Origin of the sequence: Bradyrhizobium monzae (genome assembly GCF_021458635.1) — a bacterium.
Lineage (GTDB): Bacteria > Pseudomonadota > Alphaproteobacteria > Rhizobiales > Xanthobacteraceae > Bradyrhizobium.
On the sequence record NZ_JAIRDQ010000001.1, the window covers coordinates 1,697,351 to 1,715,703 of the forward strand.

Annotated in this window: 20 protein-coding genes; 4 read left to right on the forward strand and 16 right to left on the reverse strand. The window is 64.0% G+C overall.

The features are described from left to right. The first annotated feature begins 469 nt into the window (after positions 1 to 469). The gene (locus tag K3F49_RS08250) at positions 470 to 1,741 is read left to right on the forward strand and encodes a M20 family metallopeptidase (RefSeq protein WP_234680377.1); all 1,272 of its coding nucleotides are present in this window, start codon (positions 470 to 472) and stop codon (positions 1,739 to 1,741) included. Here K3F49_RS08250 and K3F49_RS08255 read toward each other — a convergent pair. The 13 genes from K3F49_RS08255 to K3F49_RS08315 all read right to left on the reverse strand — a co-directional run bounded on the left by K3F49_RS08255 (position 1,732) and on the right by K3F49_RS08315 (position 13,355). Then, positions 1,732 to 1,887, reverse strand: a complete 156-nt coding sequence (locus K3F49_RS08255; RefSeq protein WP_234680378.1) for a hypothetical protein — start codon at positions 1,885 to 1,887, stop codon at positions 1,732 to 1,734. The genes K3F49_RS08250 and K3F49_RS08255 overlap by 10 nt on opposite strands. A gap of 82 nt (positions 1,888 to 1,969) precedes the next feature. Continuing rightward, positions 1,970 to 2,551: a flavin reductase family protein gene (locus K3F49_RS08260; protein WP_234680379.1), complete on the reverse strand. Its 582-nt coding sequence runs from the start codon at positions 2,549 to 2,551 to the stop codon at positions 1,970 to 1,972. 32 nt (positions 2,552 to 2,583) lie between these two features. Next, positions 2,584 to 3,414: an ATP-binding cassette domain-containing protein gene (locus K3F49_RS08265; RefSeq protein WP_234680380.1), complete on the reverse strand. Its 831-nt coding sequence runs from the start codon at positions 3,412 to 3,414 to the stop codon at positions 2,584 to 2,586. 7 nt (positions 3,415 to 3,421) lie between these two features. Continuing rightward, positions 3,422 to 4,228, reverse strand: a complete 807-nt coding sequence (ssuC, locus tag K3F49_RS08270) for an aliphatic sulfonate ABC transporter permease SsuC (RefSeq protein WP_234680381.1) — start codon at positions 4,226 to 4,228, stop codon at positions 3,422 to 3,424. Next, on the reverse strand, positions 4,225 to 5,403 hold the full coding sequence (gene ssuD / locus K3F49_RS08275) for an FMNH2-dependent alkanesulfonate monooxygenase (protein ID WP_234680382.1): 1,179 nt from the start codon (positions 5,401 to 5,403) through the stop codon (positions 4,225 to 4,227). Before ssuD ends, ssuC begins: the two co-directional genes overlap by 4 nt. Continuing rightward, positions 5,400 to 6,353 carry a sulfonate ABC transporter substrate-binding protein gene (locus K3F49_RS08280; protein WP_234680383.1) on the reverse strand — a complete coding sequence of 318 codons (954 nt, stop codon included), beginning with the start codon at positions 6,351 to 6,353 and terminating at the stop codon, positions 5,400 to 5,402. Before K3F49_RS08280 ends, ssuD begins: the two co-directional genes overlap by 4 nt. Before the next feature lie 38 nt (positions 6,354 to 6,391). After that, positions 6,392 to 7,342 (reverse strand): sulfonate ABC transporter substrate-binding protein, encoded by a 951-nt coding sequence (locus K3F49_RS08285; protein ID WP_234680384.1) that lies wholly within the window; start codon positions 7,340 to 7,342, stop codon positions 6,392 to 6,394. Positions 7,343 to 7,711: 369 nt separating this feature from the next. After that, entirely contained in the window at positions 7,712 to 8,881 is a 1,170-nt protein-coding gene (locus K3F49_RS08290; protein WP_234680385.1) for a cytochrome P450, read from the reverse strand. Positions 8,882 to 9,050: 169 nt separating this feature from the next. Then, positions 9,051 to 9,368, reverse strand: a complete 318-nt coding sequence (locus tag K3F49_RS08295) for a DoxX family protein (RefSeq protein ID WP_234680386.1) — start codon at positions 9,366 to 9,368, stop codon at positions 9,051 to 9,053. 3 nt (positions 9,369 to 9,371) lie between these two features. Beyond that, on the reverse strand, positions 9,372 to 10,310 hold the full coding sequence (locus K3F49_RS08300; RefSeq protein WP_234680387.1) for an NAD-dependent epimerase/dehydratase family protein: 939 nt from the start codon (positions 10,308 to 10,310) through the stop codon (positions 9,372 to 9,374). Positions 10,311 to 10,363: 53 nt separating this feature from the next. Beyond that, the gene (locus K3F49_RS08305; protein WP_234680388.1) at positions 10,364 to 11,284 is read right to left on the reverse strand and encodes a LysR family transcriptional regulator; all 921 of its coding nucleotides are present in this window, start codon (positions 11,282 to 11,284) and stop codon (positions 10,364 to 10,366) included. Between the two features lie 292 nt (positions 11,285 to 11,576). After that, positions 11,577 to 12,305: a hypothetical protein gene (locus tag K3F49_RS08310; protein WP_234680389.1), complete on the reverse strand. Its 729-nt coding sequence runs from the start codon at positions 12,303 to 12,305 to the stop codon at positions 11,577 to 11,579. Between the two features lie 261 nt (positions 12,306 to 12,566). Continuing rightward, a complete protein-coding gene (locus tag K3F49_RS08315) occupies positions 12,567 to 13,355 on the reverse strand; it encodes a helix-turn-helix transcriptional regulator (protein ID WP_234680390.1) in 789 nt (262 codons plus the stop codon). 337 nt (positions 13,356 to 13,692) lie between these two features. Here K3F49_RS08315 and K3F49_RS08320 point away from each other — a divergent pair, with 337 nt between their 5' ends. Further along, positions 13,693 to 13,854, forward strand: a complete 162-nt coding sequence (locus K3F49_RS08320; protein ID WP_234680391.1) for a hypothetical protein — start codon at positions 13,693 to 13,695, stop codon at positions 13,852 to 13,854. A 42-nt stretch (positions 13,855 to 13,896) separates the two neighbouring features. Here the strand turns inward: K3F49_RS08320 and K3F49_RS08325 are convergent, their stop codons facing one another. The 3 genes from K3F49_RS08325 to K3F49_RS08335 all read right to left on the reverse strand — a co-directional run bounded on the left by K3F49_RS08325 (position 13,897) and on the right by K3F49_RS08335 (position 17,650). After that, the gene (locus tag K3F49_RS08325) at positions 13,897 to 15,102 is read right to left on the reverse strand and encodes an LLM class flavin-dependent oxidoreductase (protein WP_234680392.1); all 1,206 of its coding nucleotides are present in this window, start codon (positions 15,100 to 15,102) and stop codon (positions 13,897 to 13,899) included. Between the two features lie 58 nt (positions 15,103 to 15,160). Next, positions 15,161 to 16,387, reverse strand: coding sequence for an acyltransferase family protein (locus tag K3F49_RS08330; protein ID WP_234680393.1), 1,227 nt, complete (start codon positions 16,385 to 16,387; stop codon positions 15,161 to 15,163). An 87-nt stretch (positions 16,388 to 16,474) separates the two neighbouring features. Continuing rightward, on the reverse strand, positions 16,475 to 17,650 hold the full coding sequence (locus K3F49_RS08335) for an AraC family transcriptional regulator (RefSeq protein WP_234680596.1): 1,176 nt from the start codon (positions 17,648 to 17,650) through the stop codon (positions 16,475 to 16,477). 174 nt (positions 17,651 to 17,824) lie between these two features. On the opposite strand from K3F49_RS08335, the gene napE reads away from it, so the two are divergent. Together napE and K3F49_RS08345 are read left to right on the forward strand one after the other, a co-directional pair. Further along, the gene (napE, locus tag K3F49_RS08340) at positions 17,825 to 18,010 is read left to right on the forward strand and encodes a periplasmic nitrate reductase, NapE protein (protein WP_074122641.1); all 186 of its coding nucleotides are present in this window, start codon (positions 17,825 to 17,827) and stop codon (positions 18,008 to 18,010) included. Positions 18,011 to 18,035: 25 nt separating this feature from the next. Beyond that, positions 18,036 to 18,347 carry a chaperone NapD gene (locus K3F49_RS08345; protein WP_234680394.1) on the forward strand — a complete coding sequence of 104 codons (312 nt, stop codon included), beginning with the start codon at positions 18,036 to 18,038 and terminating at the stop codon, positions 18,345 to 18,347. Positions 18,348 to 18,353 lie beyond the last annotated feature (6 nt).

Below are 18,353 nucleotides of genomic sequence, written 5' to 3' on the forward strand. Positions count from 1 at the left end.
TCGGCACGTCCAACTGGCAGCTTGAGCTGACTATAGCCGACTGCACAATCCAGCGCGAACGGTAAGCCAAGCCTACCCATTCGACCTCGACGATTCCGCCCGCCAGGACACCTCTGCTTCCTGGTCGATGGGCCGCTGTCGGCGAGTGACAGCAGTTCACAATCAAACACATCAAGATAGCTGGAGCCCTCGCGCAGCGCGACGGACATGGGCCGGAAGATCGGTGCGTTGACCGTCGCGACGCAGCTTCGCGGTGAAAAAGCGATGGCGGAACCGAACCGTTATGGCCGCTGCCGTTTGGGACGAGCCAGGAGGGATCCATCCGCTCGCGCGTCCGAATTGGCCGGACAACTTCGCCCCTGCGCCACCCGACGTGCGATTCTGCGCACAGTGCCCGCGTTCGGCGCCTACCTCATCGTCGACGAGGGCTCTATAAACGCAGCATAACATCAGTTGGGGAACAGTGACGATGTCGGAGACTCAAATCACGGATTGGCTGGCGTCGCAGCGGCAGGCGATGATCGATCTGCTGCGCGATGTCGTGAACGTCGATTCCGGGTCTTATGACAAGGCAGGCGTCGATGCAGTCGGTGCGCGGTTCGAGCGCCACTTTGCCGAGCACGGCATCCCCTCGCGCCGGGAGAGCCACGGCACGTTTGGCGACGCGCTCCACGCGGAGGTGGCGAAACCCGGCAGCAACGAGAAGCCGGTGCTGTTGATGGGGCATCGCGACACCGTGTTCGGCAAGGGCGAGGCCGGGAAGCGCCCGTTCACGATCAGGGACAAGCGCGCTTACGGACCCGGCGTTGCCGACATGAAGGCCGGTGTCGTCATGAATATCTTCGTCGCCACAGCCTTCCACAAATTCGGGGGCAACCCGCATCCGATCAAGCTGTTGATCACCTCGGACGAGGAGATCGGCTCGCCCTCGTCGCGGCCGGTGATCGAACGCGAGGGGCGCTCGGCACGCGCCGTGTTCAATTCCGAGCCGGGGCGCCCCACGGGCAATGTCGTCACCAGCCGCAAGGGCGGCATCTTCATGCATATGGCCGTCACCGGCAAGGCGGCGCATTCCGGTGCCAATTTCGCCGCTGGCATCAGCGCGATCGGCGAACTCGCGCACAAGATCATCCAGATCCACGCGCTGACCGACCTCACCAAGGGCATCACGCTCAATGTCGGCCTCATCTCGGGCGGACAGTCGGTCAACACGACGGCGCCATATGCCGAGGGACAGATCGACATGCGCTATGTCGATCCGAAGGATCGCGCCACGGTGATGGCGGAGATCGAACGGATCATCGCAACGCCCTACGTACCCGGTACGAGTGCTGTGCTGACCATCAAGGGCGAGTTCGTGCCGGTGGTGCAGACCGAGGCTTCCAGGGCGCTGTTCGAAGGCTATCAGGCCGCAGCGAAACAGGCCGGCCTCACCACGCTCCAGGGCGAGTTCTCAGGCGGCTGCGCCGATTCCGGCTTCACCGCGGCGGTCGGCACGCCGACGATCTGCGGCGTCGGACCGGTCGGCGGTCTCGCACACACGCCGGAGGAATATCTCGAGCTCGACAGCATCGTGCCGCGCGCGCAGGCGCTGGCGCTCGCGATTTTGCGGGGTGAAGGTGACATCGTTGGTGCCGTAGGGTGGCAAAGCGAAGCGTGCCCACCACCCGCGGCGCCACGAGAAAACGGTGGGCACGGCGCAACTGCGCCTTTGCCCAAGACTCCCGAGTTCTACGAATAGCTCGGCGCGTCGGGCTTGCGAAAAATGTGGATGGGATCGCCCGGCACGAACGGCTGGCCGCGGAAGGTCGCATAGGCGTAGAGCACCAGATACATGATCGCCAGTGCGCCGACGGCATAGAAGGCCCAAATCCCGACGCGCTTCATCATCTCGCTCCGTTGCTCCCGATAGGGCAAGCTCAGGAACGGCTTCTAGAGCGATGATGGGGAAAAGACCAGCCTGCCGCGCTCAGATGCCGCGGCGGCTGCGCGCGGGAACGCTGACATCCGCAAGCCTTGCTGCGTCCTCGTCCTGATCCACTGCCACATACTGACCGTGCCAATAGGCGAGCGCCGCCGTTCTGGTCGTGTTCTTGATGTCCCTGACGCGGCCGATGACGATGCCGTGCGAATGCCGCTCGACGATCTCCTCCACTTCGCAATCGACGGCGGACAAGGCGCCGACCAGCAGTGGAACGCCGGAAACCGCCGTGACCCACGTGCTGCCTGCAAAACGATCGGCGCCCTTCAGCCCACCCTTGCCGGCAAAACGCTCGGCAACGTCGAGCTGATCGGCCGCAAGGATGTTCACACCGAAGGCGCCGTAGCGGCGGATCAGCGGAAATGACGAGGCATCGCGGTTGATGCTGACGATCAGCGTCGGCGGATCGACCGACAGCGAGGTTACGGATGTAACCGTCATGCCCGTGATGTCCTTGCCCCGCCCGGCGGTGATGATGCTGACGCCGCCGGTGAGGTGGCGCATGGCGCCGCGGAAATCGGCAGACGAGACGGGGATTTCGGTCATAAGATCGCGGGGCACTACGTTCATGGCATGCTCCCCGAAACGGGGTCCCTCGTTATCTAGGTACGATCGTCCGCTGACAACAGGTGGCTCAGGATCGAGCCTTCCAGGCCGGCAAGCTCGACCGAACCGCGCTCGCGCGGCCGGGCGGTGTTAACCATGACGTCGTGGGCGATACGGCCCTCGTCGATCACCAGCACCCGGTCCGCCAGCGCAACCGCCTCGGCGACGTCGTGGGTCACCAGGATCGCGGTAAAGCCCTGGTCGCGCCAGACCCGCTCCAGGAGCCGCTGCATCGAGATGCGGGTCAACGCGTCCAGCGCGCCGAGCGGTTCGTCGAAGGCGAGCACGCGCGGACGGGAGACCAGCGCGCGGGCCAGCGCGACGCGCTGCTTCTGGCCGCCGGACAGCACCGAAGGCCACTGATCGCGCTTGTCGGTCAACCCGACTTCGGTCAGCGCCTTCTCGGCACGTGCGTGCGCATCGCTGGACGAACGATCGCGGCCGAGACCGACCTCGACATTGGAGAGCACCCGGGCCCAGGGCAGCAGCCGCGGCTCCTGGAACATCACGCGGATGTCCTCAGGTTGAACCGCCGCATCACCGAAGCTGATGCTGCCGGCGTCGATCTTTTCCAGGCCGGCAATGAGGCGCAGCAGCGTACTCTTGCCGCAGCCGCTCTTGCCCACGATAGCGACGAACTGGCCGGCGGGGATGTGCAAATCGATGCCGCGCAGCACCTCGTTGTCGCCGAAGGATTTTCGCAAGCCGCGGATGCTGAGCGGCAGGCCGCTCACATGCAGCGGCCGCGACACGCGGGTCGCCGGCGCAAAGTTGGCCCGGCTGGCGAGCTCGGTTTCCGGAAGAGACGTCCGAAGGGCTGTCTGCATGTCACTCTCAGCGTTTTTGGAAGGCGGGGTGCCAGGAGAGCGTCAGGCGCTCCAGCACGCGGGATGCGCTGTCGGCGAGCTTGCCGAGCAGGGCGTAGATCAGGATCGAGAGCACGACGACGTCGATCAGCATGAACTCGCGCGCCTGCATCGCCATGTAGCCGAGACCCGACGACGCGGCGATGGTCTCCGCGACGATCAGGGTCAGCCACATGATGCCGAGCGCGAAACGGATGCCGACGAAGATCGACGGCAGCGCGCCCGGAAAGATCACGCGGCGGAACAGCTCGCCGTCGCTCATGCCGTAAATCCGTCCCATCTCGATCAGGTGCGGATCCACGGTACGGATGCCGTGCAGCGTGTTGAGATAGATCGGGAAGAAAACGCCGAGCGCAACGAGAAACAGCTTTGCGCTCTCGTCGATGCCGAACCACAAAATGACCAGCGGGATCAGCGCCAGATGCGGCACGTTGCGCACCATCTGGAGCGTGGTGTCGGTGAGTTTTGCGGAGAGCTGCGACAGCCCGTTCGCGAGCCCGAAGGCGAAACCGATGCTGCCGCCGATCAGGAAGCCGATCGAGGCGCGCCAGAACGAGACCCAGATGTTGCGGATCAGCTCGCCGGACAGCAGCAGCTTCCAGCCGGCGAGCGCGACATCGCTCGGCGCCGGCAGCACGCGCACCGGTACGAAGCCGGTGACGCTCGCCACCTGCCAGATCGCGATGATGGCAAGCGGCACGATCCACTGGACCAGGCCGTCGACGCGCGGCAGGCGGAAGTTGCGTGGAAGCGAAACGCTATCGATCAAGCTCATGATTGCGACACCCGATGCTGCGGACGGTAATCGCTGCCGACCGTCTCGCCGAAGGGACCGCCGTTGAAGTGCAGCTTGGTCACGTTGCTCGGCTGTTCCAGCGAGAGCAGCGGGAAGACCAGCTCGGCGAAGCGATAGGCTTCTTCCAGATGCGGGTAGCCCGACAAGATGAAAGTATCGATGCCGATGTCCTGATACTCCTTGATGCGCGCGGCGACCGTCTGGGCGTCGCCGACCAGCGCCGTGCCGGCGCCGCCGCGCACCAGGCCGACACCGGCCCAGAGATTCGGGGCGATCTCGAGCTTGTCGCGCTTGCCGCCATGGAGTTGCGCCATGCGCTGCTGACCGACCGAGTCCATCCGCGCAAAGTTCTTCTGCGCGGTGGCGATGGTGTCGTCGCTGACATGCTTGATCAGCTCGTTCGCGGCGCTCCAGGCTTCTTCGTTGGTCTCGCGAACAATCACGTGAAGGCGGATGCCGAAGGACAGCTTGCGGCCACGCGCCTCTGCGACCGCCCTCACCCTCGCGACCTTCTCGGCGACCAGCGCCGGCGGCTCGCCCCAGGTGAGATATTTGTCGACGGTGTCGACAGCGACATCGATGCCCGCATCCGACGAACCGCCGAAATAAAGCGGCGGCCGCGGCGACTGCACGGGATGGAACAGCAGCTTGCCGTCCTCGATGTGGATGTGCTTGCCCTCGACATTGACGGTCTTGCCAGCGAGCAAATCGCTATAGACGTTGAGGAACTCGCGCGTGACCTCGTAGCGCTCGTCATGGCCGAGGAAAATGCCGTCGCCCTTGTTCTCGACGGGATCGCCGCCGGTGACGACGTTGACGAGCAGCCGGCCATTGGTGATGCGATCGAGCGTCGCGGTCATGCGCGCCGCTACGGTCGGCGATTGCAGCCCGGGACGAACGGCCACGAGATAGCGCAGCCGCTCGGTAAACGGCGCCACGCTGGAGGCGACGACCCAGGAATCCTCGCAACTCCGTCCCGTCGGCAGCAGCACGCCGAAATAGCCGAGCTGGTCAGCCGCCTGCGCGACCTGGCGCAGATAGTTGAAATTGACCTCGCGGCCGCCGATGCCGGTGCCGAGATAGCGGCCATCGCCGTGGGTCGGCAGGAACCAGAGGATGTTGGCGTTGGATTGTTGACTCGTGATCTTGCTCATGTTCCTGGCCTCCGCGCCACGTCGGAAATCTTGATTGCCTTGGGGATCAGGTTGAGCGCGAAGAACGCGTCGGCAACCTGCTGCTGATCGGCGATGGCGGCATCGGTCAGCGGCTTGATGCCGTAGGCCTGCCGCTTCAGCGCCACCTCGACCACCGGGACGGACAGTCCGATCGCCGGCGCGAGCTGCTCGGCCACCGCATGGATGTCGCCCTTGGCCCAATCGTCGACGGTGCTCAGTTCAGTGAGCACGGCGTCGACGATCCTGGGGTTGGCGTCGAGGAACTTCTTCGAGGAGAAATAGAACTGGTAGTTGGCAACGATGTCGGTGCCGTCAGCGAGCGTGCGCGCGCCGGTCGCCGCTTCGGCCGCGGCCTGGAACGGATCCCAGATCACCCACGCATCGACCGCGCCGCGCTCGAAGGCGGCGCGCGCATCGGCGGGTGCCAGGAACACCGGCTCGATCTCGGAATATCTGACGCCCGCCTTCTCCAGCGCCTTGACCAGGAGATAGTGAACGTTGGAGCCCTTGTTGAGCGCGACCTTCTTGCCTTTGAGATCGGCCACCGACTTCAGGGGGCTGTCCTTCGGCACCAGGATCGCCTCGCCTTTCGGCGCGGGCGGCTCATAGGCGACGTACTGGATCGGCGCGCCGGCGGCCTGCGCGAAGATCGGCGGGGCTTCGCCGGTGTTGCCGAAATCGATCGCGCCGACATTGAGCGCTTCGAGCAGCGGCGGGCCGGACGGGAATTCGGTCCACACCACCTTGTAGCCGGAGGCGGCGAGCTTCGGCTCCAGCGTGCCCTTGCTCTTGAGCAGCACCAGCTTGCCGTATTTCTGGTAGCCGATGCGGACCACCTTGTCCTGACCGTAGGAGGTGCCGACTGCGGCGGCGACGATGCCGATCGAGAGCACGATCGCCGCGATCAGACGCTGAATGATACGCCTCATGTTCAGACCTTTTGAAGTGGGGAGATTGGTTGGCACGATCAGGTCGCCGTGCTGCGCCAGACGATGTCGCGGATGACGATCGGCTTCGGAATCAGGCCGAGCTTGTGGAAGCGGTCGGCGACGCCCTGCTGCGTCACGACGATGTCGTCGGTGACGGGGCCGACCACGAAGTTTGCGCGGTCGGCCGCGACGGTCTGGATATCCAGCGGGACGCCGGTGACAGCGGCCAGCGATCTGGCGACCTCGCCACGGTGCTGTTCGGCCCACTTCCCGCTCGCGGTCGTCACGTCGACGATCTGTTGCAGGATCGCGCCATGATTCTTCGCGAAATCACGGTTGGCGATATAGAAGGAATTGGTCTTGGTGACCTCGCGCGCATTGATCAGGATGCGGCCGCTCTGCCTGGTCTCGCCGATTGCGAAATACGGATCCCAGATCGCCCAGGCCTCGATGCTGCCATTGGCGAAGGCGGGACCGGCGTCCGGCGGCGTCAGATAGACCGGGGTGATGTCGGCATAGGTGAGGTCCGCCTTCTCCAGCGTCTGCACCACGACGTTATGGGCGCTGGACCCCTTGGTGAAGCCGACGCGCTTTCCCTTCAAATCGCCGATCGATCGGATCGGCGAATCCCTGGGCACCAGGATGCCCTGCCCGTTGGTGATCGGCTGGCCGGCGGCATAGACGATCGCCGCGCCTGCGGCCTGGGCGAACACCGGCGGGGAATCGCCGACCGAGCCGAAATCGACGCTGCCGACATTCATCGCCTCCATCATCGGAGGGCCCGAGGAGAACTCGACCCACTTCACCTCGATGCCTTGCGGGTTGAAATGTTTTTCCAGAAAGGCCTGCTGGCGCGCGATGACCAGCACGCCGGTCTTCTGGTAGCCGATGCGAATTTCCTTCACCGCGCCTTGCGCGCTGGCGCGCGAAGCAAACGCAGCTGCGGCGGCGGTTCCAGCGGACAGTTTCAGAAAGTCACGACGCTGCATTCCAGTCTCCCGGCCGCAGGCGGCCGTCATCATTCATGTCTCGGTGAATGATGGTGCGAAGCGAGAAAGCTGTCGAGACGCGCGGGAAAATAGCGATGCGAGCACTGCGCGCAGGTCAGCGCGCATGATTAATCTTTCAAACGGCGGAGCGAATGAAGATGGAATTTTTCTGCACGCGGTTGTGAAGGCCGCGGACGTTCGATCGCAAGCTCGGAGCCGGAACGGAAAAGCGAAAAACAACCCCATGCACAGTAGCCGGGGTGTGCGAAAACCATCGCCTGCCAATTATCCGAAATAAATTTGACACGTCGGGCAAAACAGGCGCAAGATGGCATGATGGCGACGTTCGGGTGGACGGCTCGTGCCGGGCTATTGCAGCCACCGCACCGGCAAATTCTGCAGGCCCCTGAACGCCCAGCCGCCGATCCGCACCGGCTCGTCGTCGGCAAGCTCGATATGCCCGGCACGCGCAAACACCGTCGGCAGCGCGACGTCGGCGATCATCGCGCGCGAGGCCCAGGCACCGGCGCAGAAATGCGGACCGGCACCGAAGGCGACGCTCTTCGAGGTGTCACGCCGCACGTCGAACTGGTCGGCGCGCTCAAAATGCTTCTCGTCGCGGTTGGCGGAACCGAACATCAGGAACACGCGCTCGTCCGTTTCGAACGCGACGTCACGGATCGACCACGGTTTTGCGATCCGCCGCGGCGACATGCCGATCGGCGAGATCCAGCGCGCGTATTCCTCGAAGGCCTCGAGCCAGGTCACTTCGCCCTTGCGCACGAGCGCGAGCTGATCGGGATGGGTCAGCAGCGCCCACACCGTGCCGGCGATCGCCTTGCGCGGCTCGTTCTGGCCGCCGGAGATCGCGAGTTTGACATTCGCGCGCACGCTCTCCATCGGCATGCCGGAGGCGAGCAGCACGCCGAGAATGCTCCGGTCGGGATGCTTGCGCATCACCGGCAGGATGTCGTCGATCGCAGCATCGATGCCCGACGTCGCGGCGTGGCAGCGCGCCTCGACCGCGGGATCGCCGCCGTAATTGGCGATGCCCTCGATCATGCCCTGCGACCACGCGTCCATGTCGGCGAAGCCGATATTGGTGAGGCCGGTGATCGACTTCAGGCATTCGCCGGAAAACGGCAGCGCAAAGTCGCGCATGAAATCGATCCGGCTGCCGGGCTCGACGCCAGCGATGATGCGGTCGGCATGGGCCTGAAACAGCGCGGTCCAGTGCGCCTTCACCGTCTTCGGCGACACCGTCGGAAACATCGCGCGCCGCTCGACCTGATGCGCCTCGCCGTCCTTGCGCATCATGTTGTGGCCCATCAGCCGGTTCATCAGGCCGGCGGGCTGGTGCGAGGAGAACACGTCGATCTGCTTCTCGGAGATCGAGATGTCGTCGCGGGCTGCCAACAGCGTCGAACCGAGCTGCGGCACGAAGGCGATCGGCGCTTCCTTGCGCAGTTTGGCAAGCATCGGATAGGGATCAGCCCAGAACGCGACAGGGTCGATGTCGATGCGTGGCGCGGTGCTCAAGCGTGTTCCCTCTGGATCTCGTTTGCTTCACGCCAGATTATCGAACTCCGCAGCCCGCGTCTGTCCCTAGTGATAGGGACAGACGGTTTGACGCCCAAGGGGAGTCGTTCTCCTTCCGCATTCCAAGCCGATCGGCAGCTTCCCCAAGTGCCCGGAAGCCGCCGATCCTTCAGGAAATCCGGCTCGCCATCAGGAGCAAGGCAGCAAAACAACCGATCGGCGCGAGATGGGAAAACTCCCGATGTCGCAGGATGGTCAAAGCTGCCGCCGCGAGAATGAGGGCGCAGAGAATCAAACCTGCTGCACGGGTCGCCGGTATAGCGACCAGGATGGCGGCCGATATCTCCAATCCGCCGGTGACTCGGCACCACCACGCAGGATACCCCCATCGAACAAAGTTGCTCCGCGTCGTCGATGTCCCGATCGCATTGAACAGACCTGCACTGGCGAAGGCAACGGCAAGCAGCCTGATGAATGTCACGTGCATGGCTTAAGCGACCGCCAACGCGTAAGCGTGCAACTCGTCGATTATCGATGCCCGTGAGGGATTCCAGCCGAGTTCGCGCTTCGCCTTCTCGCCCGAGATGGTCTGATCGCAGGCGATCGCATCGGCGAAGGCCCAGAGGATCTTGCGCGCCTCGTCGAGCGGCCAGGCCGCTACTCGGCCCCCGGCACCGCCTAACTCGCTCGCTGCGCGTGCGATCTCGACGAACCGCGGCGCCGAACCGTGCGCACCATTGAAGACGGATCCCGCTGGTGCCCGCTCGAGCGCGAGCGCATAGAGATCGGCGAGGTCGTCGGCATGCACGGTCGACCAGCGATTTTGACCGTCACCAACATGAAGCGCCGCGCCATGTTCCTTGGCCGCGGCGACCATCATCATCGCGGCGCCGCCCCAGTTGCCATATACCCAGGCAGGCCGGATAACGACCGGATGGACGCCCTCGGCTCCGGCCGCGAAGATCTCGCGTTCCAGCGCCTGGCGCCAGCGGACCATATCGACCGGGTTCAGTGGCGTATCCTCGGTCGCTGACGTTTCGCCCGTCGAGCCGTAGACCAAACTGCCACTGGTATAGATGAAGCGCTTACCCGTTCCGCGCAAAGCTTCAAGGATTGCACGCGTCGCAATCTCATCGAGAGACGCAGCGTTCTGGTCGTTGGGCGAAGCGGCATGGACGACGGCGTCCACGCCCCGCACCGCCGCGGCCAGGCTCACCGGGTCGGCAAGCTCACCCTTCTCCGCCACGAAGCCTCGGTCCAGCAGCTTGCCAGCGCTCGCTTCCGACCGGGCGAGCCCCACGATTTCGTGACCTCCCTCCTTCAATCGATGCGCCACCGCACCTCCGATCAAGCCAGTCGCGCCCGTTACCAAAACTCGCATGCCGATCACCTCTTCAATTTCGGTGAATCCAACAAAGCGGAACGACAATGCGGATGGAAATCGCGAGTCCTGATGTGGCGCTATCGATCGCGCCGATGGCGTCAAGCCGAGGCTGCGATTTTGGTGATGATGCCGCGCAGCCAGGCGATAGCCCCATGCGTATCCGCCCGCCGGTGCCACATCAAATGGAGTGGCCAGGTGGGTAATTCGAGCGGCGGCTCATATATCGCTATGCCGGCTCCCGCATCAGCAAACCTTCGTGCGATCCGGGAGGCCAGCGTCGCGACGAGGTCGGTTCCGGCGATGACGAAGGGGGCGGCCAGGAATTGCGGCAGGCTCAGCACGACGCGCCGTTCGAGACCGAGATCGGCAAGCCTTCGATCGACGATCCCAGAGCGGTCGCCTTCGGGAGAGACCAGAAGATGCGGCGCCGCTGCGAAAGCCTTGAGGCTTGGACCACCAGCGAACGCCGGGTGTCCCACCCGCACGACGCAGGCAAAGCTCTCAAAAAACAGCGGGCTGCTGATAATCCGCGCCGACGTCTCGACGGGGAAGCCAATCGCGACGTTCGCCTCGCCGCTGTCGAGCAGCGTGATAGCTTCGTCTCGTCCGAACATCCCGCAGACACGCACGTTGATGTGCGGGGCATCGACGCTGAGGCGGGCCATGAGCGACGGCAACAAGACGAACGCGGCATAGTCGGTCATCGCGAGCGTGACGGTATTGTCGGCCGTCGCGGGGTCGAAGCTATCGGCCTGCAGCGCGCTCCGGAGAAGCCGGAGCGCATCCGAGACGGGACCAGCAAGGTCATGGGCGCGGGGCGTCGGCTGCATGCCTGAAGGCGTCCGCACGAAGAGCTCGTCCCCAAGAAGCTCTCGCAAACGCGTGAGTGCTCCGCTCATTGCCGACTGGCTGAGGCCGATCCGCGATCCGGCGCGCGTCACATGACGCTCCGCGTACAGCGCATCAAAGGCCTTCATCAAGTTGAGGTCGAAACCAGTTATATCCATGCGGCCGATCATAAGGGGATGCGCTCAACGGGGATAGCGGCCAAAACCTTCCTGGCCTCGACCTCCAGAGAGGCTCGGTGGATTTGCAGCAGCCTGCTAGCCGGAGGCAAGCTAGCCGGCGAAAATCAACTCGCCGAAGTCAAGGTCCGCCGCTAGTCCACGCTGCCCGTCGGCTGCGCCCGAGACACAGGATAGCGTGGCTCGAGGGATTTCGAGCCATGCGGAATGTTTGCTTCGAGGTCACTTGCAGGCTTCGTGTGCAGTGGCGTCAACGTCAGCTAAGGGCCCAAAAGGGGACCATGGCTCAAGGGTAGTAGGAACGCGGTCCGGCGCGGACCAAATGCCGCTCCAAAGCGCGATCGGGCGTCGAGGACACCCGGAGAGGTTTGGTGAGCGCAGTGGGAATTTCAATCTCGCAACGATCGGGTCCATCGTGATAGACGAGTGCTCCTTGCGAAATCCGCAACACGATATTCGAACCGGGCCGTGGTTCATCGGACCATCGGTCAAGAGCTGCAATACTATCGAGCATTGCAATTCCCTGGAACGTTTTGATCTGGCTAATGAGCCCACTGACCAGCCGCGTTCTAAGCTGTATGGTACCGGCAAGAACTTCGTCCAAGAAGCTGCTTGTATCTGGCATTGCTTGGAGTCGATCGACCATTCGCTGAAGTCCGATCGTACGATTTCGAACGTTTCTGTAGAAATTCGGGGGCCAAGGTGAAAAGAGCAGATTTCCTGGCAGCCCGTAGCGCATATTGCCAGAGTTTGTTCGTTGCCACGGCCACGGGCAGCTTCCGCCGACGTCAGGTGATCGAACGAACAGCACGCCCTTGGTTCGGCGGATGACAGGCCAGAAATTTTGCGCCGGCGAGCAACGAATTGCATCGTGAAACTGGGCCATCGCAAGAGCAACTGGAAGTGCCTCGGCCAACTCCTCGATGGCCTCTGCTACGTGCTGGACATTCTCGCGAGCGTAGTCCTCCGCCAGCCGGCGGTTCAATCCGCGGAGATGTTCCCGATAGGTCCACATTTGCGCATCGTATGCGTCCGTCGCGTGCTGAGGCATTGATTGTCCATCATCTTTGCATCGCGCAAAGCATCTAATTGTCCGGTTGTTCCGCCGCTCCTAGGCCGGATGCTATTGTCATTTTGTTAACAGGAGCTAGACGGCAACGAGGCCGCAGTGACGTCGTCGGCAGGTCTGCTCAGGGTCCAAAAGGCGACGATCCCGGAGAGCCGGCCGCGCCGTGCGCTTTGCTCCCGGAAGCAGATATGCGAACTTGGGACACCCCTAGTTCAGTTGCTCAGGCCCCGCAATCAGCCGCAGCACGATTCCGAACAACTCGTTCTGCGAGGAAATGCCGAGCCGCTCATAGGCGCGCTTGCGGTAGGTCAGGGTCGAATGCAGGCTGATGCCGAGCGCTTGCGAGATCGCCTCGGAGCTGAGGCCGAGCAGGATGTGGCGGCAGACCTCCTGCTCGCGCGGCGTCAGCGCGGAGAGTGGCGCGCGCGTGGCGAACAGCGCGGCGAGGTTCTGCTCGGGCGCTGCAGTCGTGGCCTGCTGAAAATGACGTGCGACGCTGGCGCCGATCGCCGGCGCGATGGCCTGCAGCCGCGCACGCTCGGCATCGCCAAAGCGGCCTTGGGCGGTGATGCGGTAGAAATTGACGTAATAGCAGGTGTCGCCGACCCAGATCGCAGTCGCGCATTTGTCGACGATGTCCGAGTCCTTGAAGAATATCTTCCGGTAGCGCGCGCCGTACATGCGCGGCGCGAACGAGGGCAGCATGATCGGCGCGCTGTCCTCGCCTTCGAACAGCGTATCACGATTGGGATCGGATTCGTGAAACTGCCCGGCATAGGCCGCGCCGAGATCGCCGCCTGTCGGAATATTGCCGACATCGAGCAGGCAGCTCGCCGCGCCGGCGCGTGTCAAGGCGAACACCATGCAATGGCCGACGCCGGCCTGCCGATGCAGCGTGTCGATGAGGACGTTTGGGAAATCCGGACGGCCGACGGCGAGCACCGCGGGCGTGACGTCGCCCGCCGCTGGATTTGAGGGCGTCCCGTGGGACCGCATCGCTATCCTCCGCCTAACATCTTTTGCCGGAGGATAGCAGCAAGGGGGATTCACCGGAAGCCGGCGAGGCCGGCGTACGCAGCGGCCGGGTCAACCGATTCCGGTTCACCAATCCAGGTACACCTAAGTATGCCCCCTTCATACCCGTGCGCAATGGCGCCATCCGAACGCCTGATGCTACCAATCAATCCAGAGTGAAAAGCAACGGAACCGGACTTGCGAGCCGGCAGTTGCAGGGCAAGGTCGGCGGCGTAGCGCCCGCCGGCCTTTCTCGACCGAGCGGCGCATTGCCGCTCAATTGGTGTCTACTGCCACGCTTGGCCGCAGAGAGTACGCCATGAGAAACATCGCCGATCTTCTGACGCGGTTCTGGCAAGGGAGCCAGTCCGCATCCAATGCCGAGGTTGCGGCCATTGCCGAAAGCCGGGATCGATCCAGCATGGCTGATTTTGTCCGGATTCTGCAATCCTACGATCAAGTCCAGTACGGCAGGAGCTAGGGGCGACCGCGTCAGTCCTCGCAACATGACTTGACGACCAGCCTACCCCGCCGCCGCCTTCGCCGGCGCGACGTTGATCGCGAGCTTGCCGTAGCGGTCCGTAAAAGCCTCGGTGTCGATCTCTTCCAGCTTGATCTCGCCGCTCATCACGCCCTGTTTCCAGGCCACCTGCGCCGGGTCGTTCTGGAACTCGGGCATCACCTCGCGACCGAACAGCTCGAGCGATTCGCAGATGTGCTCGTGGCTGTTCTTGCCGGCCTGGTCGAGCAGGATGACCTGGTCAATGTGAGAGCTCTGAAAGCGCCTCAGTTTCTTGCGGATCGTTTCGGGCGAGCCGATCAGGCCGCCGCGCAAGGCCGCTTCCTGCGCTTCCGGATTGTCGCGCTTCCACTTGTTGTACTCGTCCCACATGTTGACGGTGTACGGCGCGGGCCGCTGGCGGTTCTGCGAGGCGCCGTAGAAGCGCAGCGCGAACTGGAAGAAGGTGGCGCCATCAGCGCGGGCGCGCGCCTCCTCGTCGGTCTTGGCGCACATGAAGAACGACACCAGCGCCATGTTCGGATTGATCTCGTAATCGGCGAGCTTGTGCAGCCGTTTTGTCATTGCGTTGTAGTAAGCATGCACCCAGGCGTGTGCAGCGTCGGCGCTGACGAACTGGAAACCCAACGCGCCAAAGCCGTGGCGGCCGGCGCGCTCGATGGTCGGCAGCTGCGAGCAGGCCATCCACAGCGGCGGATGCGGTTTCTGCACCGGCTTCGGCACCACATTGCGCAAGGGGATGTCGAAATACTTGCCGTGATGCTCGGAGCCGGCGTCCTTGAACATCGGGAAGATCGCGGCGACGGCCTCCTCGAACACCTCCTTCTTGGTCTCCATGTCACGGCCGAACGGCATCAGCTCGGTGATCGACGCGCTCTCGCCCATGCCGAATTCGCAGCGGCCGTTAGACAAGAGGTCGAGCACCGCAACGCGCTCGGCAACGCGCGCCGGATGGTTGGTGGTGAGCTGCAGGATGCCGTGGCCGAGCCGGATGTTTTTGGTGCGCTGGCTCGCAGCGGCGAGGAACGACTCGGGCGACGGCGAGTGCGAATATTCTTCGAGGAAGTGATGCTCGACCACCCACGCGTGCTCGTAGCCGAGCTTGTCGGCGAGCTCCATCTGCGAGAGCGCGTTCTGGTAGAGCCTGAGCTCGTCGCCGGCCACCCAGGGCCGCGGCAGTTGCAGCTCATAGAAGATGCCGAACTTCATCACGCTTCTCCCGCTTATTTTTTTGTTGCGGGCATCTTAATGCGCGGGGCGGCGCTGTCTACGCAGTCGCAATTCCGCCTTGCGGGAGAACGCGCTTTTCGGCGCGGCGGCCATTCAGGACCGCACCGATGAAGGTGAAGCGCACCAGCAGATGATAGCTCGCCAGCATCGGCGGAATCGCAACGAGAAGAATGATGGCGAACTTGACCAGCCCGGGCCAGTCGCGTTGCGACAGCACGACCTGCAGCGCCATCACGATCGGCATGTGGATCAGATAGAGCCAGTAGGACGCATCGGCGAGGTAGCGCCAGGTCCGGCTGAAGCCGGACATGAAGCGAAGCGCGAGACCGATGGCCGCGAAGGTCGCAATCCAGATTGCCGGTGCATAGAGGATGGCGGAAAGGAGCCTGAGCGTGGCGAAATTGAAGGGCAGTTTCGGTGCGCCCGGTGAGGACAGCATCACGCCCGAGAGCACGAAGCTGATCAGGATCAGCACGATCGCGAGCAGGAGGTGCGGAAGCCAGCGTCGCTCGAGCAGCAGCAGCAGCAGATCGATTTGCCGATGCAGCAGCCAGCCGACGCCGAAGGCGGTGCCGAAGCCGATCCAGGCCTGCGCGTTGGTGATGAGCGATTGATCCGGCGTCCTCACGCCCATCACATTGATCCAGCGCTGGTCGAGACTGAAAGCAATGCCGATCGGGATCGCAAGAACAAGCGGGGCCAGCGGATTGCGCATGATGCCTGCGAAGACGCGGTCAACGATCGCGCGCCAGCTGCCTGACGCATCGAGCCAGACGATGGCGCCGCGCAGCAGCAGCAGCGCGACATACAGCTCCAGCAGCACATAGAGGAACCAGAGATGGGTCAGGGGGAAGTTCGGCAACACCGGCGGCCAGCTGCGGGACCAACCGCCATTCGGGAAATGAGACGCCCAGATCGCGATGAGGCTCATGGGCGTGAACAGGATCGGCCAGCCGATCACCAGCGGCAACCCGATCCGCTGCAGCCTGTCCCGGACGAAACCCCAGGTGCCGCGGCGATGAAAGCTCATGCGGGCGAAGAAGCCGGCCATCAGGAAGAAGGTCGTCATCCGGAAGACATGGATGGTGAAGGACAGCAGGCCGAGGAGCAGGCTTGGATGGGTGTCCTGAATGAACCAGAACCTGGGCGAGGCAGGCACGAACGACATTGCCGCGTGCAGGACGATGCCGAGCAGCAGGGCGCCGCCCCTGAGTGCATCGAGGGCGTGGAGTCGTTCAGAGGCAGGGGCGATCGAAGCAGACATGGATGCCCTCATTCCGGCTGGCGAGGATTCTCGCCGCACAGTCTGCCCCATTCGGGGCACGGCGCTCTCGCCCGATCCAAAAAACGGCTAGCCGATTTCTCGGTGCGGCTGGTTGATCCCGGGATCGCAGCCGGTTTCCGGCCGGCTGAACGCCTCGCGCCGGAATTCGGTCGGGGTCACGCCGGTCTCGGCCTTGAAGGCGCGGTTGAAGGGGCCGATCGACTGGAAGCCGGCATCCATGGCGATGGTGAGCACCGGCACCTCCCGTTGCGTCACGTCGGACAGCGCCAATCTGGCGTCCTCGATGCGGTAGCGATTGAGGAACGCATTGAAGTTCCGGTAGCCCAGCCCTTCGTTGATGGCCTGGCGCAGCCGGTGCTCGGGAACGTCGAGCCGCGCCGCCAGCGCACCGATCGCGAGGCCTTCCTGCCGGTAGGTTCGCTCCACGGTCATCAGATGGTCGAGACGCCGCAGCAGGATGGGATCGACGGCGACCCGGGGATCGACGACGATCCGTTCCGCGGCGGCGCGGTCGGCCCCGCGCCCGCTGCCGGATGCGATCGCCGCCGTGGCATCGTTGACGGGCACGACCGGCTGCGTGGCGAAAGACCCCAGTCCGGCAATTATGGCCACCACGAACAGGGCGAGCGCGGTCGGAAGACTGCCGGGCGCACCGGGGACCGCGACGGGAATTGCGGCGAAGCCGGCACCAGCGACGACCGCGATGAGCCCGACATTCATGGCCAGCATCGCCAGCCGCAGCCGGCGGCGCCGCGCAACCAGATCGGCGCGCCAGGTCTTGACCGTCTGGACCGCGGCCGCGAAAGCCAGTGCCAGATTGACCAACGCCAGGCCTCGACCGCCGGCCCCGGCCAAAGCGGGCCAGTAAGCCCAGCCCACCGTGAGCGCAAAGCCGAAGGCCACGATGCCCAGCCACAGGGCGCCGTGCCATCGCCTCAGCACGAAATCATCGTCGAACGCCGCGCGCGCCCACAGCCAGAACACGGCAGGCTGCGCGGATAGAATCGGCAACACCCACCACCATGACGATTTGGGAAAGAACGGGGCGGTCGCGATGGCGTAGAACACGCCTCCGGCACACATGGCCATGCCGAGTATAGCCTGCTGATCAGTGGCACGACGCAGCAGCGCCACGAGAATAATCAACAGGAACACGCCGCTCGTCGCGCCGCGAAACCCGAGATCGATGGCCGTGAGCCCCGTCACACCTTGCCGTCTCCATTCGAGGCTCAACTCTCGCATCGCCTTCGCGTGTGCACAATCCAAAATTGCGCCCTTGGCCGTGGCGGCAACCATCATCGCAACTTGAGCAGTTGATTTAGATCAACGCGTTAGCCGGCCTGTTGGACCTAAAGTGCAGCAAGGCAACGGCCCGGATGCCGTCCCGATTCCAATACCATTTCAGAGAGACCGAATATGTCGGCCCCTGACGACACGACGACGCGCGTGCGCCGTAAGCGCATGGAGATTTTTGCGTTCCTGTTCCTGACCGCGGTCGTGATGCCCGTCCTCGCGGTCGGAACGGTCGGCTCTTACGGGCTCGGGGTCTGGATCTACCAGATGTTCGCCGGCCCTCCCGGCCCGCCCCCCTCCCCGCATTGATCCCCTGAAGCGAAAGACAGGCATCATGGCTCACGCCACACTCAACCGCCGTGCATTGATCACCGGCCGGGTGCTCAGCACCGACCGCATCGTCCCGCCGCCCGGCTGCGAGATCGCCAGCATCATCGTGCAGGCCCGCCCCGAGCGCCTCGCGGAGCTGGAGGCCGAGATCGCCGCACTTCCCGGCTGTGAAATCCACGGCCGCGACGCGCGCGGAAAACTCGTCGTCGTCACCGAAGCGCCTGACGCCGGCAGCCTCGGCACCATGCTCAATACCATCCAGTCGCTGCCGAATGTCTACTCGGCAGCGCTGGTGTTTCACGCCATCGAAACCTGAAGGCCG